Consider the following 22,866-nt stretch of genomic DNA (forward strand, 5'->3'; position numbering starts at 1 on the left):
CGGCCCGCACATGCAGTCCGCCGGGGCTGCTTGGGCATAATGCCGTCGATGCCTGACCAACCGCCCCTCCAGTTCCCCAACGCCGACGACGCGCGCGACCCTGCCGCGCGCCCGCAGGCCGTTCCGGCGGATTCGACCGATCCCGTGGAAGACGGCCTGACCGGCGCCGCGGACGCACCGACCGGTTCGCCCACCCCGGCCATGCCCGCCGCATTGCCCGTGCCGATGGCGCACGTGCGCCGCCCCGTCCGCCGTCCGTGGTGGATGGGCCTGCTCGGGCGCGTGATGCAGCCCTGGATCGGGCTGAAGGTCGAGCCGCAGGCGCCCGAGGCGCTCGTCGACGGGCGCCCGGTCTGCTACGTGCTCGAGGACTACGGTCTGTCGAACGCGCTGATCCTAGAACGTGCCTGTCGTGAAGCGGGCCTGCCCTCGCCGCTGCAGCCGTTGCCGGGCGATCCGCTGGGACGCAAGCGCGCCTATGTGGCGCTGTCGCGTCGCAATGCCGGCGGTGCGCTGGCCATGGCCACCGGCCAGCCACAGTCCAAGAGCACCCATTCCGAATCGCTGGCACGTCTGCTCGAAGCGCATCGCCGCGATCCCGCGCTCGACGTGCAGGTGATGCCGGTCTCGATCTTCGTCGGCCGCTCGCCCGACAAGAATAATGGCTGGTTCGCGGTGCTGTTCTCCGAGAACTGGACCATCGTGGGCCGCTTCCGCCGGTTGCTGGCGATCCTGCTCAACGGCCGTGACACGCTGGTGCGGTTCGCCGAGCCGGTCGACGTGCGGCCGCTGCTGGCCGAGGATCTCGGTGCCGAACGCACGGTGCGCAAGCTCTCGCGCGTGCTGCGCATCCATTTCAACCGCGTCCGCGAAGCGATCATCGGCCCCGACCTGTCGACCCGCCGCCTGCTCGTCGACAAGGTCCTGTCCTCGCCTGCGGTCAAGGACGCGATCGCCGACCAGGCGCGACGCGACAACAGCAAGCCCGAGGATGCGTGGAAGAAGGCGCATGCCTACGCGTACGAGATCGCCGCCGACTATTCGCATCCGCTGGTGCGCTCAGCGAGCTATCTGCTGACGACGGTCTGGAACCGCATCTTCCGCGGCGTGCTGGTCCATCACCTCGACCGCTTCAAGGAAGCCGCGCCGGGGCACGAGATCATCTACACGCCCAGCCACCGCAGCCACATGGACTACCTGCTGCTCTCGTACCTGCTGTACGGGCGCGGCATCGTGCCGCCGCACATCTTCGCCGGCGTCAACCTCAACCTGCCGGTCATCGGCACGCTGCTGCGCAAGGGCGGCGCGTTCTTCGCGCGTCGCAGCTTCCGGGGCAATGCGCTGTATTCGGCGGTGTTCTCCGAGTACATGGCGCAGCTGGTGGGTGGCGGCTACTCGATGGAGTACTTCATCGAAGGCGGACGTTCGCGCACCGGACGGCTGTTGCCGCCCAAGGGCGGCGCACTGGCGATGACGCTGCGCGCCTATCTGCGCGAGCCGCGCAAGCCGGTGCTGTTCCAGCCGGTGTACATCGGCTACGAAAAGCTGATGGAGGGCAGCAGCTATCTGGACGAGCTGTCCGGCAAGCAGAAGAAGAAGGAATCGATCTGGCAGCTGCTGTGGGGCATCCCGAAGGTGCTGCGCAGCAACTACGGCCAGGTGGTGGTGAACTTCGGCGAGCCGATCCGTCTGAGCGAGGTCCTCTCCGAACTCGCGCCCGACTGGGACGGACGCCCCGTGCCCGAGGACGAGAAGCCGGCCTGGTTCGCGCAGACGGTCGAAGTGCTCGCGCAGCGCATCCACGTGAACATCAACCGCGCTGCGGACGTCAATCCGATCAATCTGCTGGCGCTGGCGCTGCTGTCCACGCCCAAGCACGCGATGGGCGAGACCGACCTGCTCGCGCAGATCGCCCTGTCCAAGCAGCTGCTGGTGGATGTGCCCTATTCCGACCGCGTGACCGTGACGCCGCATGCCCCCGGTGAGATCGTCGCCCACGGCGAAGAGATCGGCGTGCTCGAACGTGTCGCCCATCCGCTCGGCGACGTGCTGCGCGTGGACGACGAGCAGGCGGTGCTGCTGACCTACTACCGCAACAACGTGCTGCACCTCTACACCGCCTCGGCGTGGATCGCGTGCTGCTTCCTGCACAACCGCCGCATGAGCCGGCACACGCTGCTGCGGCTGGGCCGCACGATGTATCCGTTCCTGCAGGCCGAGCTGTTCCTGCCGTGGGACGAGGACACGTTCGCCGAGCGGATCGCAATGACGCTCGGCACGTTCGAACGCGAAGCGCTGCTGGAACGTGTCAGCGACGAAGACGATGGCATCTACGCCCGCAACGCCGGCCAGACCGACGAGGTGTTCCGTCTGCGCGCGCTGAGCCACCCCTTGCAGCAGGCATTCGAGCGCTATTACATCGCGATCTCTGTGCTGGCCAAGAACGGCCCGGGCACGCTCGGTGCGGGCGAACTCGAAAGCCTGTGCCAGCTGGCCGCGCAGCGCCTGTCGCTGCTGTACGCCCCGGCGGCGCCCGAGTTCTTCGACAAATCGCTGTTCCGCGGCTTCATCCAGAAGCTGCGCGAGCTGGGCCTGGTCAAGCTGGACGGCAACAGCAAGCTGGTCTTCGACGACCGTCTGGCGAATCTCGCCAAGGACGCAAAGGTGATCCTGGGTCGCGAGCTGCGGCACTCGATCGAGAAGGTCAGTCCCGAGGCCGCAAAGCCGGCCGCGCCGCCGCCTGTCGACGGCTGAGCCACACCGGCGAAGACGCCGGAGGGGCGGCCCGACGGGAGCGCCGGGCTGCCGGAACAGCTCGACTGGAAATGCCCAAAAAAAACGCGGGCCGAAGCCCGCGTCAGGAAAGCCTGTGCCCGGCCGCGTGGCCGGCGCGGCTCAGTCCTGGGTATCACCGCCGTTGCGCGTGGTGCGGCGCGCCGGACGCTTGCGGGCCGGGGCACGCGTGGGTTCGATGCGACGCGAGCTGCCTTCGACCGCGCCACTCTCCTGGCGCTTCCGGTACTGGCGCGCGGCGACCCAGACCAGGCCCGCACCGATGACGGAGGCGGCCACGATGGCGGGATTGCGACGCAGGAAGCTGCCGGCCAGCTTGGTGCCGGTACGGGCAGCGCCGAGGGCGACGCCGGTCTGCAGCCACTTCTCGGCAGAATCGGGAATTGCATGACGCAGGCTGTCGCCTGCCTGGCCGACCAGCGACAGTGCCTTGTCGGACAACGCTTCGAACTTGCTCATGGAATGACCTCGGATGTCCGATGTGGGATGGACGAGTCTTCGTTACCGGCTGTCGATCTGGCGTGAGCGCTGTGCGTCGCGGCTGCAGCCGTTGTGCTGACGTTCGGCAAACGGGCCGGCGCTTCTCAGGTACCGCGCGGCGTTGCGCGATGCGTCGCAGGTGCGTTCCACGGATCCTCTGGCCCCGCCACGCAGCACCCACTTCTGCGGTGATGTCGCACTGTCGCCAAGGGTCCGGATCGACGGGACTCAGGTGCCACGCGGTTTCGCGCGATGTGTTGCGGGCGCATTCCACGGATCCTCCGGCCACGGATGCTTCGGATACCGCCCCTTCATTTCCTTGCGCACTTCCGGATACGTCCGCTCCCAGAAGCCGGCGAGATCGCGCGTGACCTGCAGCGGGCGGCCGGCGGGCGACAGCAGATGGATCGTCAGTGGCACGCGGCCGTCGGCGACGGTCGGCGTCTTCGCCAGACCGAACAGTTCCTGCAGCTTGACCGCGAGTACTGGTGGCGCAGGCGTGCCGTCGGCCTCGATCGCGTAGTCGATCGCGCGCGCCATGCCGGACGGCACGGTGATCCGCACCGGCGCCATGCGATCGAGCTGCTGGCGCAGTGACCAGTCCAGTTGGTGCTGCAGCGCATCGGCCAGCGCGTCCGCGCCGAGCGCATCGAGCCGGGTGATGCCGGCGAACGCAGGCCGCAGCCACGCGTCGCGCGTCGACAGCAGGGCCGTGTCCGAGAGATCCGGCAATGCGAGTTCGGGCATCCACGCGCGCACTGCCTGCACACGCGCCTGCCACTGCCGCAGACCATCGCGCCACGGCAGCACATCGAGACCGAGCGCACCGACCGCATCGCTCAGCGCTTGTGCGGCTTGCGCCGGATCCACACGGCCATTGGCCCGTGCGTCGAGCACGATGCCGTCGAAGCGGCGTACGCGCTCGCCGACCAGCGCGCGACGCTCGGTATCCCAGCGCGTCTCGTCGGCATCGGTGAAGCGCTCGGGCCACTGTCGGCGCAGCCGCGCCTCATCGACCGGCGCGCCGCGCAGCAATAGCGCGTCCTTGGTCTCGTGGCGCAATTCGCTGGCGACGATCCACTGTTCGCCGCGCAGCGTGCTGTCGTCGAACAGGCGCGCCATGCGGCCGTTGCTGAGCGTGTAGCGCACATCGTCGCGTGCGTGGCGATAGCCGATGCGATCGGGAAACGCGTGGCCGAGCAGATCGCCGAGCACGTGTGCCGGTGCGGACGACGGCGGCGCGGCGTCGAGTTTCAGGCGGCGGCGCCATTGCTTGGCGGCCGCATCGATCGCGGCGAGCGCGCCGCGTTGCGCATCGGCGGGCGTGCGTCCGCTGCGGAACGCCGCAAGCGCCTGCCAGCGCGCAGCCACGCCATCCGAACGTGGTGCGCCCGGCAAGGGCCGCAGCGGATCACGCGCTTCCAGCAATGTGCACAGGTCACACGCGAGTGCGCGTTCGCCGGCATCCGCGCCAGCCAGCAGCATCGCCGCGAGACGTGGATGCGTGCCGAGCGCGAGCATGCGCCGCCCGGTCTGCGTGATCGCACCGCGCGTATCCAGCGCATCGAGGCGTTGCAGCAGATCGTGTGCGGCGCCCATCGCGCCGGCGGGCGGCGGATCCGGAAACGCCAGCAAGGGATCGCCCCACGCGGCGAGTTCGAGCACAAGTGCGGCGAGATCGACATGCGCGATTTCCGGTCGCCGCTGCGGTTCCAGTCGCTGCGATTCCGGCCACAGACGCATCGCCACACCCGACGCGACGCGCCCCGCGCGGCCGGCACGCTGGTCGGCCGACGCCTGCGAGATGGACACGATCTCCAGCCGCGAGAACCCGCTGTTGGGATCGAAACGCGGCTCGCGCGCCTGGCCGCTGTCGACGACGATGCGCACGCCCGGCAGGGTCACGCTGCTCTCGGCGACGTTGGTCGCCAGCACCACGCGACGACGGCCATCGGTCGACGGCTGCAGCACATGCGTCTGCGCGTCTACCGGCAATTCGCCATGCAGCACCAGCAGTTCGACATCGCCGGGCAACGCGGCTTCGAGCTGGGCGCGACAGCGTGCGATTTCGCGCTGGCCGGGCAGGAACACCAGCGCGTCACCGGGCTGCGTCGCCAGTGCATCGACGAGCACCCGGCGCACCTGGTGTTCGAGCGCCTCGTCGCGCTTCGGCGGCGCATGCGACACGTCGACCGGAAAGCTGCGGCCCGCGCTCGACAGCCGCGGCGCGTCGAGCCACTGCGCGATGCGCGCGCCATCGAGCGTCGCCGACATCACCACCAGGCGCAGGTCGTCGCGCAAGCCGGTCTGCACGTCACGCGCGAGTGCGAGGCCGAGATCGCCGGCGAGATGGCGCTCGTGGAATTCGTCGAACAGCAGCGCGCCGACGTCGCCGAGTTCCGGATCGTCCTGCAGCATCCGCGTCAGGATGCCTTCGGTGACGACCTCGATCCGCGTGCGCGCGCTGATGCGCTGCTCGAAGCGGATGCGATAGCCGACGAGACCGCCGACGTCTTCGCCGAGCTGGCGCGCCATGAACGTGGCCGCCGAGCGCGCGGCGACGCGTCGCGGTTCCAGCATCACGATCTTCCGGTCACCCAGCCACGCCGCATCGCGCAGCGCCAGCGGCACCTGCGTGGTCTTGCCCGCCCCCGGCGGCGCTTCAAGCACCAGGCGCGGATGCGCGGCGAGACTGGAGACGATCTCCGGCAACAGCGGCGAGATGGGAAATGCGCGGGCGGTGTCGGTCGTCACGGCGCACAGGCTAACCACGTCCTGTGGTGACGTCGACGCAGATGCGCAATGCGTGCGTCACGTCTCTCCCTCGTCTGCGGCCCGGCCGGCGGTCTCGATGCGCCGCTTACAATGCGTGGTTCCCCATCGTGTGCGGCCTCCCATGCAGTTGATCGACATCGGCGCGAACCTCACCCACGACAGCTTCGACCACGACCGCGAGGCGGTATTGCAGCGCGCGCGGGAGGCGGGGGTGACGCGCTTGGTGATCACCGGCGCCAGCCGCGAGCACTCGCCCAAGGCGCTCGAGCTCGCGCAGGCGTATCCCGATTTCCTGTACGCGACCGCGGGCGTGCATCCGCATCACGCGGTCGAATACACCGCCGAATGCGATGCGGAAATGCGCGCGTTGCTGGCGCATCCGGAGGTCGTCGCGGTCGGCGAGTGCGGGCTGGATTACTTCCGCGATTTCTCGCCGCGCCCCGCCCAGCGTAAGGCGTTCGAGCGGCAGCTGCAGATCGCCGTGGACACCGGCAAGCCGCTGTTCCTGCACCAGCGCGATGCGCACGACGACTTCGTCGCGATCATGCGCGAGTTCGAAGGCCAGATCGGCCCGGCGGTCGTGCACTGCTTCACCGCCGGCAAGCGCGAGCTGTTCGAGTGCCTCGACCGCGACTGGCACATCGGCATCACCGGCTGGCTGTGCGACGAACGCCGCGGGCAGCATCTGCGCGAACTGGTGCCCAACATCCCGGCCAACCGGCTGATGATCGAGACCGATGCGCCGTATCTGCTGCCGCGCACGCTCAAGCCGCTGCCGAAGGACCGCCGCAACGAGCCGGCGTTCCTGCCGCACATCGTCGAGGAACTCGCGCGCGATCGCGGCGAGGATGTCGTGGTCACTGCAGACGCGACGACCGCAACGGCGGCGGCGTTCTTCCGGCTGCCGTAAGGCTCAGAAGCCGGACGGCATCAACAGCAGCAGACCCGCGCCCAGCGCGATGCGATAGATCGCAAAGCCGGTGAAGCGGTGGCGCTTGATGTAGCCGAGCAGCCACTTCACGACGATGAAACCGGTGACCATCGCCGCGACGAACGCGATCGCGACATCGCCCCACGCCTCTTCGCCCAGGCCCTGGTCCAACCACAGTTCCAGGAACGCGTAGGCGCTGGCGGCGAACATCGTCGGAATGCCGACGAGGAACGCGAATTCGGCCGCGGCCGAGCGCCGGCTCAGGCCGAGCAGCATCGCGAGGAAGATCGTCGTCGCCGAACGGGAGGTGCCGGGAAACACGCCGGCCACGACCTGCGCCAGACCGACCGCGACGGCCACCGTCCACGTCACATGCGTGTTGTCCCCGCGCTTCTCGGCGAAGTACTCGGCCACCAGCATCCAGATGCCGCCGATGATCAGCGCCCAGGCGACCGGCGTGACGGTCTCCGGCAGTTCCCAGCCGGCCATGCGCACCGGCAGGCCGACCAGCGCGGTGACCGCGAAGGCGACGAACAGCTTCGCCGAATAGTCGCGGTGCTCGCGCTCGCGCAGGCCCGTCGTCAGCTGCCAGATGCGCTGGCGGAACACCAGCAGCGTCGCGAGGATCGCGCCGGCCTGGATCACGATGTTGAAGAAGTCCGAGCGCGCGCCCAGCCAGTGCTGGGCGATCAGCAGATGGCCGGTGCTGGAGACGGGCAGGAATTCGGTGAGCCCCTCGATGATGCCGAGGAGGAGTGCGGAAATCGGATCGGACACGGCGGCTACGCGAAGCGGGGGCAAGCGGTCGAGGATACCGGCCGTCGGCCGTTCGAAACAGCCGACTGCGTATCAGTCGCGCGGATCGCCCGGCGTCTGCTTGAGTTCGCGGTAGCGCGTCAGCGCCGCCTGCAGGTCCCCATCGAGCGCCGCATGTTCGCCCCGCTGCTGCTGCTGGATCGCCAGCTGCCGCTGCAGGTCCGCCCGCTGGCTGTGGATAGTCCCGACCAGCGGCGCAGGTACCGGCTGTCCCGCCAGTTCGCGCTCACCCGCCTGCCGCAACAGCGACAGCAGGCTGGCGCGCAGGTTGTCGACGCCCATGCTCGAGGTCTTGAGCGCTTCGTCGATCAGCACGATGCGCTCCCCGTAGGCCCGCCGCAGGTCGTCTTCGGTGGCGTAGGACTCCACCATCGCCAGCTCCTTGCGGTGCCTGGCGGCCAGCGCTTCCGCATCGAGCCGTGCCTGGTGCGCCGCTGCGTCGACCGCGCCGCGCTCTTCCTGGGTCAACGCACGGCTGATGTGCGCGGTGGTCATGCCGCTGCGCGCGCTGATCTCGGTGCGCTCGGCATCCACCGCCGAGGCCGGCAGCGCGTCGCCGCAGACGCGACGCCCACCCTCGTTCCAGCAGTAGACCTTGCGGTCGCTGGCGACCGGCTTCTGCGCGAGTGCGCTGCCGGCGATGCAGGCCAGCAACAGGCCCGCGGCGAATCGGATCGTAGATTTCATGTCGTCCGTCCCCCTGAACGGCCGATAGGCGCTGTCAGCTTGCAGGTCCGCTGCCATGTCGTGCCCGGTAGGCGAGCAGGCGGTCGCGTTCTGCAGCAAGTGTCGCGCTCTGGCCGACAAATGCAAGCAGGTCGGACAGCCCGGCGATGGCCACGACCGGCACGTCCTGCTCACGCGCGACACGCTGCGCGGCGGATTCCTGGCTGTCCTCGGCCACCCGCTCCTGGCGGTCGAGCGCGATGACGATGCCGGCCACGGTGCCGCCGCCGTCGGCGATCTGGCCCAGCGCCTCGCGGATCGCGGTGCCGGCGGTGATCACGTCGTCGACGATCAGCACCCGACGCCCGGCCAGCGGTGCACCGATGAGCAGGCCGCCTTCGCCATGCGCCTTGGCTTCCTTGCGATTGAACGCGACCGGCAGGTCGCGGCCGCGGCGCGCGTACTCGCAGGCCAGCGCGGTCGCCAGCGGAATGCCTTTGTAGGCCGGGCCGAACAGCAGGTCGAACTCGACCCCGGCCGCGTCCAGCGCATCGGCGTAGCAGCTGGCCAGCGTGGCAATGGCGACACCGGAATCGAAACGACCGGCGTTGAAGAAATACGGACTGACGCGGCCGGACTTCAGCGTGAACTCGCCGAAGCGCAGCGCGTCGGCCTCGAGGGCGAGCTGCAGGAAACGGGTGCGATGGTCGGTCATGGCGCCCATTGTCCCACGCCGAGTGCGCGCAGCATCAGGTGTTGCGGCCCGCCGCGGCCGCCGCGCACGATCTGACCGCTGTCGACGAAGCCGGCGCGCTTGTACAGGTGCACGGCGATGACGTTGGCCGCATGCACGTTCAACGCCAGCGTCACCCGTTCGGGATGCCGAAGCGCCAGATCCGCGCAGCACGCGGCGAGCACCGGCAGCCCGAAGCCGCGCCCTTGCCAGGCTGCGCCGAGCGCGAACGCGCGCAGCGTGACCAGACGCCGGTCGACGGCCTGCTTCGCAAAGGCCGCAGTCGGGTAGTCGAGGCGATAGAAACCGATGACGACATTACCCAGCAGCACCGCCATCGCGTCGCTGTCCGTCGCAGCCATGGCGTTGTCGACATTGAAGGCGATGTCGCCCGCGTAAACGGTCTGCGTCGCGCTGAGCAGGAGGCATCGCGCGGCCTCGGCCTGTGCGGTCGAGGCGATGACGACATACGGCAGCGGGCCCGACGACATCGGCGGAGGATACGCGTCGCGGAAGCCGGCCGGTCAGCACGAATCCGTTAGGCTTGGCGCCGGTACACGTGGATCCGGTCTGCATGAAAATCGTCAGCTTCAACGCCAATGGCGTGCGCTCCGCCGCGAAAAAGGGCTTCTTCGACTGGTTCGTCGCCCAGGACGCCGACGTGCTGTGCATGCAGGAAACCAAGGCGCAGGAACACCAGCTGGCCGGCGAGTCCGGCCTGCATGCGGACTTCCTGCCCGAGGGCTACAAGGCCTGGTTCCGCGACGCGTCGACCAAGAAGGGCTACAGCGGCGTGGCGATCTACGCGCGGCGCGAACCCGACGAGATCCGCACCTCGCTCGGCTGGGCACCTTTCGACGAGGAAGGCCGCTACATCGAAGCGCGCTTCGGCAACCTGAGTGTCGTGTCGTTCTACATTCCGTCCGGTTCGTCGGGCGATCTGCGCCAGGGCTTCAAGTTCGAAGTCATGGACTGGCTGAAACCCATCCTCGACGAATGGCTGGCCAGCGGCCGCGACTACGTGCTGTGCGGCGACTGGAACATCGTGCGCGCGCGTCACGACATCAAGAACTGGACCAGCAACCAGAAGAATTCCGGCTGCACGCCGCCCGAGCGCGCGTGGCTCAACGCGATGATCGGCGACACCAGCGGCGATGGTCTTGTCGAACCGCCCGCGACCGGCTGGCTCGATGCGCTGCGCGTGCTGCGCCCCGATGCGCCCGAGTACACCTGGTGGAGCAACCGCGGCGCGGCGCGCGCCAACAATGTGGGGTGGCGGATCGACTACCAGTTCATCACCCCGTCGCTGCGTGACCGCGTGCGCTCGGTCGCCGTGCATCCCGAGCCGCGCTTCTCCGATCACGCCCCGCTGGTCGTGGACTACCGCGCGTGAGCACCGCTGCTCCGGCAACGCCCGCCGGCAAGCCATCGATCTGGCGCGCCTTCACCCAGCCCGCGGCGTGGACGATGTTCTTCTTCGGCTTCGCGTCGGGCCTGCCGTTCCTGCTGGTCGCCGGCACGCTGGCCTACTGGCTGCGCGAGGGCGGGCTGGAGCTGCGCGACATCACGATGATCGCCAGCGCCGGCATGGCGTATTCGTTCAAGTTCCTGTGGGCGCCGCTGGTCGACCGCTGGCGGCTGCCGCTGCTCGGGCGCCTGGGCCAGCGTCGTGGCTGGCTGCTGCTGGCGATGGCCGCGGTGATGGTCGGCCTGCTGGCGATGGCGAGCATCGGCACCGGCCCGCTGCCGCTGTTCGTCGCGATCACGCTGCTGGTCGCCTTCGCCGGCGCCACGCTCGACATCGCGGTGGATGCCTATCGCGTCGAGATCGCACCGAAGAACGCGCAGGGCGCGCTGGTCGCGACGTATTCGCTGGGTTACCGGATCGCATTGATCGTCACCGGCGCGCTGGCGCTGGTGCTGGCCGACCACGTCGCCTGGCCGGCGGTCTACCGGGTCATGGCCGCGTGCATGCTGGTGCCGATCATCACCATCTTCTTCGCCGCCGAGCCCGACATCGTGCGCGTGCGCGCGCAGAACTTCGCCCAGGGTCTGCGCGAGGGCGTGGTCGAACCGTTCGCCGACTTCTTCCGCCGCTTCGGCGGCAAGGTCGCGATCGGCATCCTGCTCTTCATCCTCGCGATGAAGATCTCCGACCAGGCGCTGATCGGCGGGATCATCGGCCCGTTCTATCTGGATCAGGGTTTCACCAAGACCGAAATCGCCGCGGTGACCAAGGTCTACGGCATCTGGATCGGCATCGCTGGCGCGTTCCTGGGCGGCATCGCGGTCGCGCGCTGGGGCATCCAGTGGCCGCTGTTCGTGGCGATCGTGATGGGCGCCTGCAGCAACCTGCTGTATCTGGCGCTGATCGGCGCCGACGGCGATGTGACCCGCCTGACCATCGTGATCTCCGGCGAAAACCTCGCGCAGGGGTTCCTCGGCACCGTGGCCGTGGCGTACATGTCGGCGCTGGTCAACCAGCGCTATACCGCGACCCAGTACGCCCTGTTCTCGTCCTTGATCATGCTGCCGGGCAAGGTGCTCGGGTTCTTCTCGGGCCGGATCGTCGAAGCCACCGAAGGCTATGCGACCTACTTCATCATCACGGCAGTGGTCGCGGTGCCGGCGCTTGTGCTCTTCTTCTGGCTCAAGCCCCGGGTGCGCCTGGGTGAGGATGCGGCACCGGCTACGGGAGATGTTCCGGAATGACCGAAATCGTATTGCGGGATCTCGACCCCGCGTTGCTCGAGCGGATCGCCGACTACGCGCAGACGCAGGGCTGGGGCCAGGCACGCACCCTGCGCTTCCTGATCGAACAGGGGCTGCGTAGCAGCGTCGGCGACGAGCGCTCGACGTTCGATGCGGCGGAGACCGGTGTGCTGGAAGCCGCGATCGATGCGCTCGAGCAGGTGCCCGACGACACGTTCGCGCTGATCGGACGCGAGACCGCGCAGGCCGCCGCGGCCAGCTGAGGCGCCGCCCCGCCGGCGCATGCCGGACACACCACCTCGCCAGGCCGCGTTGCGATACACGGCATCGCCGCCAGACGCGGTCGCCCGCTAGACCGGGTGCACCACGCCGAGCACGCGCGGACCCATCGCGCCGGTGACCGACGGCAGGTTGCCCGGCCGGCCGAGCAGGGTCTGCCGCGCCAGCCACGCGAAGCCCATCGCCTCGACCTGATCGGGATCGAGCCCGTGGACGGCGCTCGACTCCACGGTCGTGCCCGGCAGGGCATCGGCCAGCGCGCGCATCAGTGCGTCGTTGTGCACGCCGCCGCCGCAGCCGATGACGCGGACGGTGGCCGGCTGGGTCGCGCGCAGGGCATCTGCAATCGTCGTCGCACTCAGGGCGAGCAGCGTCGCCTGCACGTCGGCGACCGGTTCGCCGCCCTGCAGGGCCGCATCGACCCAGTCGAGATGGAACTGGTCGCGCCCGGTGGATTTCGGTGGCGGCTGCGCGAACCACGCCTCGCCGCGCAGGCGCTGCAGCAGGCGCGCATCGACCCTGCCCGACCGCGCCAGCGCGCCGTCACGATCGAAGGCCTCGCCGGTATGGCGCAGGCACCACGCATCCATCAGTCCGTTGGCCGGGCCGGTGTCGAAGCCGCGCACCGGGCCGCCATCGCCGGGCAGCAGCGTGAGGTTGGCGATGCCGCCAAGGTTGAGCACCGCACGGTCTTCGCCGGGGCGCGACAGCAGCGCCGCATGCAACGCAGGCAGCAACGGTGCGCCATGTCCGCCGGCGGCGACATCGCGCCGGCGGAAGTCGGCGACCGTCGCCACGCCGGTGCGTTCGGCGATGCGCGCGCCGTCGCCGAGCTGCAGGGTGAACGGCGCACGGCCGTCGCCGTCGCGTCCATAGGGACGATGGCGGAGCGTCTGGCCATGCGAACCGAGCGCGGCGATGTCGGCGGCACTGAGTCCGGCATCGGCGATCGCGGCCAGCGCGGCATCGGCGAAGGCATCGGCGATCAATACGTCGAGTTCGCCGACATCGTCGAGCGTCAGCGACGCGGCCTGCTGACCGAGCGCGACCAGACGTGCGCGCAGCGCGCCGTCCCAGGGATAGGTCGCGCCGAAGCGCAGCTCGGCGTGCAGCGTGCCGTCGGCGCGGTCGTCGAAGCGGACGATCGCCGCGTCGATGCCGTCGGCACTGGTGCCCGAAATCAGGCCGAGGAACAGATCGGACATGGCGTCAGCGCCGGAGATGAGGAGGGTGCAAACGAAACGCCCGGCGCAGAGCCGGGCGTTCGAGGCGGATCAGCCGCGGCCGTTGCCGGGCCGGGCGGCGTTCGCGACCTGCCGGTCCGGATCCGGCGTGGCCGGCACCTGCGCGTAGATCACGTTCTCGACTTCGCGGATGCGGGCGAGCGCAGGGCCGGTCTGCTGGCGGAACTTCGCCAGCGCGGCGCCGCTCAGCGGATCGGGCTCGGGCATCGTGTGCTGCAGCGGATTGCGGTGCGCACCGTTGACGCGGAATTCGTAATGCAGATGCGGACCGGTCGACAGACCGGTGGTGCCGACGTAACCGATCACCGTGCCCTGCGCGACGCGCTGGCCCTGGCGGATGTTGCCGAAGCGCGACATGTGCGCGTACAGCGTGGTGTGGCCGCGACCGTGGTCGAGCACCACGGTGTTGCCGTAGCCGCCCTGCACACCGCGGAACTGCACGCGTGCATCGCCGGCGGCCATGATCGGCGTGCCGGTCGGCGCGGCGTAGTCGACGCCCTTGTGCATGCGCATCGTGCCCAGCACCGGATGGCGGCGGCTGCCGAAACGCGAGCTCAGGCGCGCGTACTGGATCGGCATGCGGATGAAGCTCTTCTTCAGCGGGCGGCCTTCGGCGTTGTAGTACTCGGCCTTGCCGTCCTGCTCGTAACGGAACGCGCTGAAGGGCTTGCCCTTCGCCGTGAACACCGCCGCCTGCACCGGGCCGCTGCGGATCAGTTCGCCTTCGCGCCAGACCTGCTCGACGACGACGCTGAAGCGGTCGGTCTGGGTGACGTCGGTGTTGAAGTCGATGTCGTACTTGAAGACTTCGTCGGTCAGCGTGTTGATGTTCGCGCCCGACAGGCCCAGCTTGCGCGCCGAGTGGAACAGCGAGCGGCCGACTTCACCGCTGATGACGACGTTGCGGATCTCGACCGGGCGCTCGATGACCTGCTCGGCGACCGCTTCGCCGGTCACAGTGAGCTCGACGCGCTCGGTGTCGCTGCGGTCGTAGCGCAGCTTGTTGAGCGTGCCGTCCATCGCCAGATCGAAACCAAGCTCGGTGCCCGGACGCATGCGCGTCAACTTCGCTTTCGCATCCGGCAGCTCGAGGATGCGGTGCATCGTGGACGCGGGCAGATCGAGGTCGGAGAAGATCGAACCGAGGGTCTGACCGCGCTCGACGGTCACCAGCTGCCAGTTGTCGTGAGCCTGCTGCGCGGTGCGCTGGGCGGCGCTCAGCGGCGGCAGCGCCAGCGACATCGTGACCAGATCATGCTGCGGCCCGGCGTCGCCGCGCATCGCCTGCGAGACACCCGGTACCAGCGCGACGACCAGCACACCGAGCGTGGCGAACAGGCTTGCGTGGGCCCAGTCGCGGCGGGTCCAGCGACCGGGGTACAGACGCGAACGGGACGCCTGCTCCTGCGCCTTGTTCCGGGCCGCGGCCTGCAGGTTGTCGTGGAGCACCTGCTGGTGGTGCGCGTCGGCCTGGGGCGGCGGGACGGAAGTCGTCATCGTAGGCGGGTCCGGATGGCGTGAACGGCGTGTCAGCGGGGTAACATAGAGACGTGAGGAGCATGCGTCAAATGCCTGACCGGGCTCGAATTTTTGCCCCGTTCACCGGATAACGAAGCCTTAACCTGGCGTGCCCGCATTCACTTTCCACCCTTCCACGAGATTCCCGCACCGATGTCCCTGCAGCCCGCCACCGCCCCCCTCGATCTGATCGCCCGCGGCACGGACGAGATCCTCAAGCGTGACGATCTCGAAGCGCGCCTGAAGCTCGGCCGCCCGCTGCGGATCAAGGCCGGTTTCGACCCGACGGCGCCGGACCTGCATCTGGGTCACACGGTGCTGCTCAACAAGCTGCGCCAGTTCCAGGACCTCGGCCACCAGGTGATCTTCCTGATCGGCGACTTCACCGGGATGATCGGCGACCCGTCCGGCAAGAGCACGACCCGCAAGTCGCTGTCGCGCGAGGACGTGCTGGCCAACGCCGAGACCTACAAGGCGCAGGTGTTCAAGGTGCTGGACGAGGCGAAGACCGAAGTCCGCTTCAATTCCGAGTGGTTCGGCACGATGGGCGCCGCGGACATGATCCGCCTCGCGTCCTCGCACACCGTGGCGCGGATGCTCGAGCGCGACGATTTCGCCAAGCGCTACGCCGGCCAGCAGCCGATCGCGATCCACGAATTCCTCTACCCTCTGGTGCAGGGCTACGACTCCGTTGCGCTGCAGGCCGACGTCGAATGCGGCGGCACCGACCAGAAGTTCAACCTGCTGATGGGCCGCGGCCTGCAGGAGAGCCACGGCCAGGCGCCGCAGATCGTGCTGACGATGCCGCTGCTGGTCGGGCTCGATGGCGTCAACAAGATGGGCAAGTCGCTCGGCAACTACATCGGTGTGACCGAACCGGCGATCGACATGGTCAACAAGACCATGAAGATCGGCGACGCGCTGATGTGGGACTGGATCGAGCTGCTGAGCTTCGAGATCGGCATCAACGAGGCCAAGGCGCTGAAGGCCGAGGTCGAGGCCGGCACGCTGAACCCGCGCGACGTGAAGCTGCGCCTGGCGCGCGAACTCGCCACGCGCTTCCACGACGCCGAGGCGGCCGAGCTTGCCGTCCGCGGCTGGCAGGTCGCGATCTCCGGCGAAGGCGATGTCTCGCTGCTGCCGCTGCAGGACGTGGTGATTCCCGCCGACGGCATCCGGATTGCGGCGCTGCTGACCGCAGCCGGCATCACTCCGAGCAATTCGGAAGCCAACCGCAAGCTCAAGGAGCGTGCGGTCAAGGTCGACGGCGCGGTCGTGGATGATGCCGGCACCGAGTTCAAGCCCGGTTTCGAAGGCGTGCTGCAGGTCGGCAAGCGCAACTTCGCCCGGCTGAGGCTGGTCGCGGCCTGACTCCGAAGCGCTCCGCACTGCGGGGTCCACTGGCGTGCTCGTGACATGTGTCGCTTCCGCGGCTGCCGCGCGGGCAGGCATGCGCATCGCAGTGACTGCGCGCGCATCTCGATCGCACGCGACCTGAACGCTGCGGAAAAGTTCCTGTACTTCGCGGTTCAATATTCAGCGCGGGTTGCCGGCGCGGGTCGAGAATCACTGCACCGGCCCGGATGACTGTGCGCTCCCCTCCCCTCGACGCGCATCCCCTCCCCGTCATCCGGGCCGGCATTTTCGACAGCCCATAAGAGCCGGACTCCACGTAGAGCCTGGCCGGAGAGAGACCCCCGATGAAGCGCATTCTTCCGATCGCAGCCCTTGCCGCTGCGCTCCCCTTCGCCGCGAACGCCGCCGAAGGCCTGTCCTACAACTATGTCGAAGGCGGCTACTCGGCCAGCAAGTCCGACATCGCCCCGGTCAACCGTGACGTCGACTCCGACGGCTGGTCGATCCGCGGCTCTGCCGCGTTCCATCCGAATTTCCACGCTTTCGGCGATTACACCCGCGAGAGCGTCGACAACAGCCCGCTCGACCGTGACCAGTGGCGCCTGGGCGTCGGCTACAACCACGAAGTGTCGCCGCGCACCGATCTGCTGACCCGGGTGGCCTACCAGAAGGTCGACTTCGGCCGCGGCATCAATGCCGATGGCTATTCGGTCGAGGTCGGCGCGCGCACCGCGCTGCTGCCGGCGCTGGAAGGCTACGCACTGGCCGGCTACGAGGATCTCGACAGCGGCTTCGACAGCGACTTCTACGGTCGCCTCGGCGCGCAGTGGAAGTTCAATCCGAACTTCGGCATTGCCGGCGACATCAAGCTGATCAAGGGTGGCGACACCCAGTGGTTCGTGGGTCCGCGTCTGACCTGGTAAGCACCACACCGCTCCCCCGCGGTTTCCGGTCCCCAGCGCTTCCCCGGCGCCTCTCTCTCCCGGAAACCGTCAGAACCCGGCCAGCAATGGCCGGGTTCTTTTTTTGTGCGGTGCCAGGACAGCCGGCGGGTGCGTATGCGCAGCGCGCGCCTGCAGGACACAGGCCGTGGCGATGCGGCGTGCGTGCAGTGATTGATACGTCCAGTCGTGCGCGGACGGCCGCATGCGGCACGTCACAGGCATCGGGGTGCAGCGATGGGACCCGCGCTGCAGCCCCTTACTCGAACTCGGGCTTCTGCTCGCGCGCCATCAACCGGGCCAGACCTTCGGCCGGTGTCATTTCGCCATGCAGCACGGCGCGGACGTTGCTGGAGATCGGCAGTTCGATGCCGTGACGCTCGGCCAGACGCATGACTTCGTCGGCGGTCTGCACCGATTCGACCACCTGGCCGATCGCGCGGACCGCGTCTTCGAGCTTCTCGCCACGCCCGAGCGCCAGGCCCAGCCGGCGGTTGCGCGACAGGTCGCCGGAACAGGTCAGCACCAGATCGCCGAGACCGGCGAGGCCCATCAGGGTTTCCGCGCGGCCACCGATCGCCTGGTTGAGGCGCAGCATTTCGTTGAGACCACGGGTGATCAGGCCGGTGCGGGCGTTGAGGCCCAGCTCCATGCCGTCGGCCGCGCCGGTGGCCACGGCCAGCACGTTCTTCATCGCGCCGCCGAGTTCGGCGCCGCGCATGTCGGTGCCGGTGTAGGCCCGGAACGTCGGGCCATGCAGCACGTCGGCGACGGTCTGCGCGAAACCGGCATCGTCGGACTGCACGGTGATCGCGGTCGGCAGGCCGGACGCGACTTCCTTGGCGAACGAAGGGCCGGTGACGACGGCCAGCGGCACGTCCTCGCCGACCAGGGCGCCCGCGACTTCATGCAGGAACCGGCCCGAGCCGGGCTCGAAGCCCTTGGTCGCCCACGACACACCAACGCCGGCCGGACGCAGCGGCGCCAGCAGTTCCAGGGTTTCGGCGAAGGCGTGCGACGGCACGACGACCAGGATCAGGCCGACGCCATCGAGGGCATGGGCCAGATCGGTGGTCGCGCGCAGGTTCTGCGGCAACGGGATGCCCGGCAGGTAGCGCGGGTTCTCGTGGCGCTGGTCGATCGCCTCGATCTGCGCCGCGTTACGGCCCCACAGCGTGGTGGGGTGTCCGTTGCGAGCGATCAGCGAGGCGAGCGCGGTCCCCCAGGAGCCCGCGCCCAGTACCGCGACCGCGGTCTTGCGGTCGGTCACGCTCAGGCGTTGCCGATCTGATCGGTGGTCGGCTGCTCGTTGCCCTGTTCGCTGCGCTGACGCAGGCCTTCGGCATAGAGCGCGTCGAAGTTGATCGGCTGCAGCAGGAACGGCGGGAAGCCACCGGCCTGGATCAGGTCGCCGATGAGCTGGCGGGCATACGGGTACAGCACGTTCGGGCACTGGGTGCCGAGCAGCGCGTCGAGCGTGTTGCCGTCGAAACCGGACAGACCGAACACGCCCGCCTGCTTCACTTCGGCCACGTACACCGTGTTGGCGTTGTCCTCACCCGTGGTGCAGGTCAGCGTGATCGCCAGCACGACTTCGAACGCGTTGTCGCCGACGCGCTGGACGCTCTGGTTGAGATTCATGTTGAGCTGCGGCTGGGCCTGCTCGTTGAAGATCGCCGGCGACTTGGGCGACTCGAACGAGACGTCCTTGACGTAGATCTTCTCGACGCTGAACTGCGCGCCCGCCGGCTGTGCCGGGGCTGCGCCGTTGGCGCCGTTGGTGTTGGCCTGTTCTTCGGACATGTAAATCGACTCCGGCAAAAATGTTGGGTGAGACGGATTGCCGATTATGGCATCCCGTCAAGACGGTACCGCTGCGCTCAGCCGCGGCCCTTGGCCAGCGGCAGGTCGGCCTGCAGCCAGCCGCCGATGCCGCCGTCGAGCACGTAGACGTTGGTGAAGCCGGCCTTCTTCAGGCGCTTGGCGGCATCGCTTGCGGTGCTGCCGGTCTTGCAGACCAGCACCACGGGCAGGGCCTTGGCCGGGGCGAGCTGCTTGCTCTCCGGATCGAACTGGCTCATCTGCACGTTCTTCGAGCCCGGGATATGGCCCTTGCCGAAGTCGGCGGCGGGGCGCAGGTCGACGACCAGCGCGTTGTCGCGGTTGACCAGCACGGTCAACTCGGCCGGTCGCAGGACCTTGAAGCCGCGGAACAGCCGCGAGATCTCGTTGTAGATGATCGCCACCGTCAAGGCGGCGAGGATCAGCGACAACATCTGGTTTCGGCCCAGGAAGGCCAGCAGTTCTTCGAAATTCACGGATGGATCGCGGTGCGTCGGCGGGCGGCGATTGTCGCACAACGCCATGACCGCACGGCGGCGGCCCCCGGGGACGCCGCCGCGGTGCTCATTCGCCCGCCCACAGGTCCGGCAGGCCGTCGGTGATCCACCAGGTGCCGGCCGCCGCGTCCCAGCGCCAGTGCTCGGTGTAACGGACGGTGCGCTCGGCCATGGTGTGGCGGTTGACCACGCCGATCTCGATGTCGCGCAGGGTCACGTCCGGCCCGGCCTGCCGACCGGTCTCCCGGTAGCTGGTGACCTGCACCTGTTCGTAGCGGGCGAAGTCGAGGTCGCTGGCCGGGTGCGCGTCGCGGTACGCGGGCTCGACCAGCTGCCAGGCTGACCTGAAGTCGTTCCAGCGCACGGCCCCCGACCAGGCGTACTGCACGGCATCGAGCGTGGTCTGCTGCTTGCCGGTGCTGGCGCAACCCGGCAGCAGGACGGCGAGCGCGAGCAGCAGCATGGCGAACAGCCTGCGGAACGGAAGCGGCGTGTGCATGGGGCCAGACCCGGAACAGGAAGCCGCCATCGTAGCCGCCGCAGCCGGTGCGTGTGCGGCTGCCGGTATCCTCTGGGCGATGGATGTCCACACCTCTTCCGGTGCCGCGCCGGTCAACATCGCCGCCGCACTGCCGCGGCTGGCACAGGCCGCGCCCACGCGCATCGCGATGCGCTGCCCCGGCCCCGATGGCCGCTACGCCGACGCGCATGCGTTGACCTACGGCGCGCTCGATACACGCAGCGATGCGATCGCCGCCGGACTCGCCGCGCGCGGCATCGTCCGTGGTACGCGCACGGTGCTGATGGTGCGGCCGACGCCCGAGTTCTTCCTGCTGATGTTCGCCCTGTTCAAAGCCGGCGCGGTGCCGGTGCTGGTCGATCCGGGCATCGACAAGCGCGCGCTGAAACAGTGCCTGGACGAAGCCGGCGCCGACGCCTTCATCGGCATTCCGCTGGCGCAGTTCGCACGGGTGCTACTGGGCTGGGCGAAATCGGCGCGCGTGCGCATCACCACCGGGCGCTGGGCGGTGCTCAGCGATGCGACGCTGGCCGACGTCGAGCGCGCAGGCGCCGGCGCAGGCCCGCAACTCGCTGCGACGGCCGGCGACGATGTCGCGGCGATCCTCTTCACCAGCGGCTCGACGGGCGTGCCCAAAGGCGTGGTCTATCGGCATCGTCATTTCGCCGCGCAGATCGACATGCTGCGCGACGCGTTCGGCATTGGCGCCGGTGGCATCGACCTGCCGACATTCCCGCCGTTCGCGCTGTTCGATCCGGCGCTCGGGCTGACCTCGATCATCCCGGACATGGATCCCACCCGGCCGGCCAAGGCCGATCCGCGCAAGCTGCATGCGGCGATAACACGCTTCGGCGTCGACCAGCTGTTCGGATCTCCCGCATTGATGGGTGTGCTCGCGAAGCACGGCAAACCGCTGCCGACATTGCGCCGCGTGACCTCGGCCGGCGCGCCGGTGCCGCCGGACACGGTCGCAAAGATCCTCGAACTGCTGCCGGACGACGCGCGCTTCTGGACACCTTACGGCGCAACCGAATGCCTGCCCGTCGCCGTCGTCGAAGGCCGCGAACTGCTGGCACTGCGTACGCGCACCGAACAAGGCGCCGGCACCTGTGTGGGCCGCCCAGTGCCGCCGAACGAGGTGCGCATCATCCGTGTCGATGACGACGCGATTCCCACGTGGTCCGACGCGCTGTGCGTGCCCGGCGCCCAGGTCGGCGAGATCACCGTCGCCGGACCGAGTGCCACCGACACCTATTTCAACCGCGACGCGCAGACGCGCCTGGCGAAGATCACCGAGACATTGCCTGACGGCAGCACGCGCATCGTCCATCGCATGGGCGACCTCGGTTATTTCGATGCCGAGGGCCGGCTGTGGTTCTGCGGCCGCAAGGGCCACCGCGTGGTCACTGCCATCGGCACGCTGTGCACCGAACAGGTCGAACCGGTGTTCAACGTGCACGCGGAGGTGAAGCGGACGGCGCTGGTCGGTGTCGGCCCGAAGGGCGCGCAGACGCCGGTGCTGTGCGTGGAGCTGGAAGCCGGTGTCGCCAAGACGGAACAGGCGCGCATCGTCGACGAACTGCGTCACATCGGCGAAGGCTTCGTCCACACCGGGCGCATCGAGCGCGTGCTGTTCCATCCCGGCTTCCCGGTCGACATCCGCCACAACGCCAAGATCGGCCGCGAGACGCTGGCCGTGTGGGCCGCCAGGCACGCACAGGACCTCGCATGAAACTTCTCGTCACCGGTGGCGGCGGCTTCCTCGGTCAGGCCCTGTGCCGCGGCCTCGTCGAACGCGGCCACGATGTCACCAGCTTCAATCGCGGCCATTACCCCGAGCTCGATGCGATCGGCGTGCGCCAGGTCCGCGGCGATCTGGCTGATGCCGACGCGGTACGCGCCGCCGCGCAGGGCATGGACGCGATCTTCCACAACGCGGCCAAGGCCGGCGCCTGGGGCAGCTACGAGAGTTATCACCAGGCCAACGTCGTCGGCACGCAGAACGTGCTCGATGCCTGCCGCGCTCACGGCATCGGCCGGTTGGTCTACACGTCGACGCCGAGCGTGACCCATCGAGCGACGCATCCGGTCGAAGGCGGCACAGCAGAGACCGTGCCCTATGGCGAAGACTTCAAGGCACCGTACGCGACGACCAAGAAGATTGCCGAGCAGGCCGTGCTCGCGGCGAACGGACCGGACCTCGCGACCGTCGCGCTCCGGCCGCGGCTGATCTGGGGGCCGGGCGACCAGCAGTTGCTGCCGCGACTGGTCGAACGTGCGCGGGCAGGCCGGCTTCGTTTCGTCGGCGACGGCGGGAACCGGATCGACACCACATATATCGACAACGCGGCGCAAGCGCATTTCGATGCATTCGACCATCTGGCGCCGGGTGCGGCCTGCGCGGGTCGCGCGTACTTCATCAGCAATGGTGAGCCGACGACGGTGCGCGAGATCGTCAATGCGCTGTTGGCTGCAGCCGGTGCGCCGCAGGTCGAGCGGACGATCCCCTTCGGCGTGGCCTATGCCGCGGGTGCCGTGTGCGAAGCACTGTGGCCGGTGCTGCGCCTGACCGGCGAGCCGCCGATGACCCGTTTTCTCGCCGAGCAGCTCAGTACCACCCACTGGTACGACATGACGCCGGCGACACGCGATTTCGGCTACGTCCCGCGGGTTCCGCTTCACGAAGGACTCACCCTGCTGAAAGATTCGTGGACAGGTACCTGACCGTCACCTGATCGCGACTCAGCCGGGCATAGGGTGGCC

General features: G+C 68.8%; 21 protein-coding genes. 9 read left to right on the forward strand and 12 right to left on the reverse strand.

Annotated elements, in window-relative coordinates:
- Positions 1–39 precede the first annotated feature (39 nt).
- Positions 40–2,754 carry a glycerol-3-phosphate 1-O-acyltransferase PlsB gene (gene plsB, locus AC3A4E_RS00325; protein WP_487629594.1) on the forward strand — a complete coding sequence of 905 codons (2,715 nt, stop codon included), beginning with the start codon at positions 40–42 and terminating at the stop codon, positions 2,752–2,754.
- A gap of 141 nt (positions 2,755–2,895) precedes the next feature.
- On the opposite strand, the gene AC3A4E_RS00330 is transcribed toward plsB, so the two are convergent.
- Both AC3A4E_RS00330 and hrpB read right to left on the reverse strand, forming a co-directional pair.
- Positions 2,896–3,252 (reverse strand): hypothetical protein, encoded by a 357-nt coding sequence (locus tag AC3A4E_RS00330; RefSeq protein ID WP_487629595.1) that lies wholly within the window; start codon positions 3,250–3,252, stop codon positions 2,896–2,898.
- 249 nt (positions 3,253–3,501) lie between these two features.
- The gene (gene hrpB / locus AC3A4E_RS00335) at positions 3,502–6,027 is read right to left on the reverse strand and encodes an ATP-dependent helicase HrpB (RefSeq protein WP_487629596.1); all 2,526 of its coding nucleotides are present in this window, start codon (positions 6,025–6,027) and stop codon (positions 3,502–3,504) included.
- Between the two features lie 142 nt (positions 6,028–6,169).
- Here hrpB and AC3A4E_RS00340 point away from each other — a divergent pair, with 142 nt between their 5' ends.
- Positions 6,170–6,958, forward strand: coding sequence for a TatD family hydrolase (locus tag AC3A4E_RS00340; RefSeq protein WP_487629597.1), 789 nt, complete (start codon positions 6,170–6,172; stop codon positions 6,956–6,958).
- 3 nt (positions 6,959–6,961) lie between these two features.
- On the opposite strand, the gene AC3A4E_RS00345 is transcribed toward AC3A4E_RS00340, so the two are convergent.
- The 4 genes from AC3A4E_RS00345 to AC3A4E_RS00360 form a co-directional block, all read right to left on the reverse strand.
- Entirely contained in the window at positions 6,962–7,756 is a 795-nt protein-coding gene (locus tag AC3A4E_RS00345) for an undecaprenyl-diphosphate phosphatase (protein WP_487629598.1), read from the reverse strand.
- 72 nt (positions 7,757–7,828) lie between these two features.
- Entirely contained in the window at positions 7,829–8,482 is a 654-nt protein-coding gene (locus AC3A4E_RS00350; protein WP_487629599.1) for a hypothetical protein, read from the reverse strand.
- Positions 8,483–8,516: 34 nt separating this feature from the next.
- Positions 8,517–9,176: an orotate phosphoribosyltransferase gene (gene pyrE, locus AC3A4E_RS00355; RefSeq protein ID WP_487629600.1), complete on the reverse strand. Its 660-nt coding sequence runs from the start codon at positions 9,174–9,176 to the stop codon at positions 8,517–8,519.
- Positions 9,173–9,685, reverse strand: coding sequence for a GNAT family N-acetyltransferase (locus AC3A4E_RS00360; RefSeq protein WP_487629601.1), 513 nt, complete (start codon positions 9,683–9,685; stop codon positions 9,173–9,175). Before AC3A4E_RS00360 ends, pyrE begins: the two co-directional genes overlap by 4 nt.
- 83 nt (positions 9,686–9,768) lie before the next feature.
- On the opposite strand from AC3A4E_RS00360, the gene AC3A4E_RS00365 reads away from it, so the two are divergent.
- The 3 genes from AC3A4E_RS00365 to AC3A4E_RS00375 are packed head-to-tail and all read left to right on the forward strand — an operon-like array spanning position 9,769 to position 12,169.
- Positions 9,769–10,587, forward strand: coding sequence for an exodeoxyribonuclease III (locus AC3A4E_RS00365; RefSeq protein ID WP_487629602.1), 819 nt, complete (start codon positions 9,769–9,771; stop codon positions 10,585–10,587).
- On the forward strand, positions 10,584–11,906 hold the full coding sequence (locus AC3A4E_RS00370) for an AmpG family muropeptide MFS transporter (protein ID WP_487629603.1): 1,323 nt from the start codon (positions 10,584–10,586) through the stop codon (positions 11,904–11,906). The genes AC3A4E_RS00365 and AC3A4E_RS00370 overlap by 4 nt, the downstream gene beginning before the upstream one ends.
- Positions 11,903–12,169: a hypothetical protein gene (locus tag AC3A4E_RS00375; protein WP_487629604.1), complete on the forward strand. Its 267-nt coding sequence runs from the start codon at positions 11,903–11,905 to the stop codon at positions 12,167–12,169. Before AC3A4E_RS00370 ends, AC3A4E_RS00375 begins: the two co-directional genes overlap by 4 nt.
- A gap of 87 nt (positions 12,170–12,256) precedes the next feature.
- On the opposite strand, the gene AC3A4E_RS00380 is transcribed toward AC3A4E_RS00375, so the two are convergent.
- Together AC3A4E_RS00380 and AC3A4E_RS00385 are read right to left on the reverse strand one after the other, a co-directional pair.
- The gene (locus AC3A4E_RS00380; RefSeq protein WP_487629605.1) at positions 12,257–13,390 is read right to left on the reverse strand and encodes an anhydro-N-acetylmuramic acid kinase; all 1,134 of its coding nucleotides are present in this window, start codon (positions 13,388–13,390) and stop codon (positions 12,257–12,259) included.
- Positions 13,391–13,459: 69 nt separating this feature from the next.
- Positions 13,460–14,926 carry a peptidoglycan DD-metalloendopeptidase family protein gene (locus tag AC3A4E_RS00385; RefSeq protein ID WP_487629606.1) on the reverse strand — a complete coding sequence of 489 codons (1,467 nt, stop codon included), beginning with the start codon at positions 14,924–14,926 and terminating at the stop codon, positions 13,460–13,462.
- A gap of 174 nt (positions 14,927–15,100) precedes the next feature.
- On the opposite strand from AC3A4E_RS00385, the gene tyrS reads away from it, so the two are divergent.
- Together tyrS and AC3A4E_RS00395 are read left to right on the forward strand one after the other, a co-directional pair.
- The gene (gene tyrS / locus AC3A4E_RS00390) at positions 15,101–16,318 is read left to right on the forward strand and encodes a tyrosine--tRNA ligase (protein WP_487629607.1); all 1,218 of its coding nucleotides are present in this window, start codon (positions 15,101–15,103) and stop codon (positions 16,316–16,318) included.
- Between the two features lie 329 nt (positions 16,319–16,647).
- Positions 16,648–17,226 (forward strand): outer membrane beta-barrel protein, encoded by a 579-nt coding sequence (locus AC3A4E_RS00395; protein ID WP_487629608.1) that lies wholly within the window; start codon positions 16,648–16,650, stop codon positions 17,224–17,226.
- A 277-nt stretch (positions 17,227–17,503) separates the two neighbouring features.
- Here AC3A4E_RS00395 and AC3A4E_RS00400 read toward each other — a convergent pair whose 3' ends face one another.
- The 4 genes from AC3A4E_RS00400 to AC3A4E_RS00415 form a co-directional block, all read right to left on the reverse strand.
- Positions 17,504–18,514: an NAD(P)H-dependent glycerol-3-phosphate dehydrogenase gene (locus AC3A4E_RS00400; RefSeq protein ID WP_487629609.1), complete on the reverse strand. Its 1,011-nt coding sequence runs from the start codon at positions 18,512–18,514 to the stop codon at positions 17,504–17,506.
- Positions 18,515–18,516: 2 nt separating this feature from the next.
- The gene (gene secB, locus AC3A4E_RS00405) at positions 18,517–19,047 is read right to left on the reverse strand and encodes a protein-export chaperone SecB (protein ID WP_487629610.1); all 531 of its coding nucleotides are present in this window, start codon (positions 19,045–19,047) and stop codon (positions 18,517–18,519) included.
- A gap of 77 nt (positions 19,048–19,124) precedes the next feature.
- The gene (locus AC3A4E_RS00410) at positions 19,125–19,562 is read right to left on the reverse strand and encodes a rhodanese-like domain-containing protein (RefSeq protein WP_487629611.1); all 438 of its coding nucleotides are present in this window, start codon (positions 19,560–19,562) and stop codon (positions 19,125–19,127) included.
- An 88-nt stretch (positions 19,563–19,650) separates the two neighbouring features.
- Positions 19,651–20,082: a hypothetical protein gene (locus AC3A4E_RS00415; protein ID WP_487629612.1), complete on the reverse strand. Its 432-nt coding sequence runs from the start codon at positions 20,080–20,082 to the stop codon at positions 19,651–19,653.
- A 79-nt stretch (positions 20,083–20,161) separates the two neighbouring features.
- On the opposite strand from AC3A4E_RS00415, the gene oleC reads away from it, so the two are divergent.
- Positions 20,162–21,835, forward strand: coding sequence for an olefin beta-lactone synthetase (gene oleC / locus AC3A4E_RS00420; RefSeq protein WP_487631979.1), 1,674 nt, complete (start codon positions 20,162–20,164; stop codon positions 21,833–21,835).
- Positions 21,832–22,827, forward strand: coding sequence for a 2-alkyl-3-oxoalkanoate reductase (gene oleD / locus AC3A4E_RS00425; protein WP_487629613.1), 996 nt, complete (start codon positions 21,832–21,834; stop codon positions 22,825–22,827). Before oleC ends, oleD begins: the two co-directional genes overlap by 4 nt.
- Positions 22,828–22,866: the final 39 nt, after the last annotated feature.

Source organism: Luteimonas sp. Soil_N_1 (assembly GCF_057656255.1).

Excerpts from the sequence above, each read along its gene's own strand:
- plsB (WP_487629594.1), top strand. The coding sequence starts at position 40 with ATGCCGTCGATGCCTGACCAACCGCCCCTCCAGTTCCCCAACGCCGAC.
- AC3A4E_RS00375 (WP_487629604.1), top strand. The coding sequence starts at position 11,903 with ATGACCGAAATCGTATTGCGGGATCTCGACCCCGCGTTGCTCGAGCGG.
- AC3A4E_RS00385 (WP_487629606.1), bottom strand. The coding sequence starts at position 14,926 with ATGACGACTTCCGTCCCGCCGCCCCAGGCCGACGCGCACCACCAGCAG.
- oleC (WP_487631979.1), top strand. The coding sequence starts at position 20,162 with ATGGATGTCCACACCTCTTCCGGTGCCGCGCCGGTCAACATCGCCGCC.
- pyrE (WP_487629600.1), bottom strand. The coding sequence starts at position 9,176 with ATGACCGACCATCGCACCCGTTTCCTGCAGCTCGCCCTCGAGGCCGAC.
- AC3A4E_RS00360 (WP_487629601.1), bottom strand. The coding sequence starts at position 9,685 with ATGTCGTCGGGCCCGCTGCCGTATGTCGTCATCGCCTCGACCGCACAG.
- oleD (WP_487629613.1), top strand. The coding sequence starts at position 21,832 with ATGAAACTTCTCGTCACCGGTGGCGGCGGCTTCCTCGGTCAGGCCCTG.
- tyrS (WP_487629607.1), top strand. The coding sequence starts at position 15,101 with ATGTCCCTGCAGCCCGCCACCGCCCCCCTCGATCTGATCGCCCGCGGC.
- AC3A4E_RS00380 (WP_487629605.1), bottom strand. The coding sequence starts at position 13,390 with ATGTCCGATCTGTTCCTCGGCCTGATTTCGGGCACCAGTGCCGACGGC.
- AC3A4E_RS00365 (WP_487629602.1), top strand. The coding sequence starts at position 9,769 with ATGAAAATCGTCAGCTTCAACGCCAATGGCGTGCGCTCCGCCGCGAAA.
- AC3A4E_RS00330 (WP_487629595.1), bottom strand. The coding sequence starts at position 3,252 with ATGAGCAAGTTCGAAGCGTTGTCCGACAAGGCACTGTCGCTGGTCGGC.
- secB (WP_487629610.1), bottom strand. The coding sequence starts at position 19,047 with ATGTCCGAAGAACAGGCCAACACCAACGGCGCCAACGGCGCAGCCCCG.
- AC3A4E_RS00350 (WP_487629599.1), bottom strand. The coding sequence starts at position 8,482 with ATGAAATCTACGATCCGATTCGCCGCGGGCCTGTTGCTGGCCTGCATC.
- AC3A4E_RS00415 (WP_487629612.1), bottom strand. The coding sequence starts at position 20,082 with ATGCACACGCCGCTTCCGTTCCGCAGGCTGTTCGCCATGCTGCTGCTC.
- AC3A4E_RS00395 (WP_487629608.1), top strand. The coding sequence starts at position 16,648 with ATGAAGCGCATTCTTCCGATCGCAGCCCTTGCCGCTGCGCTCCCCTTC.
- AC3A4E_RS00340 (WP_487629597.1), top strand. The coding sequence starts at position 6,170 with ATGCAGTTGATCGACATCGGCGCGAACCTCACCCACGACAGCTTCGAC.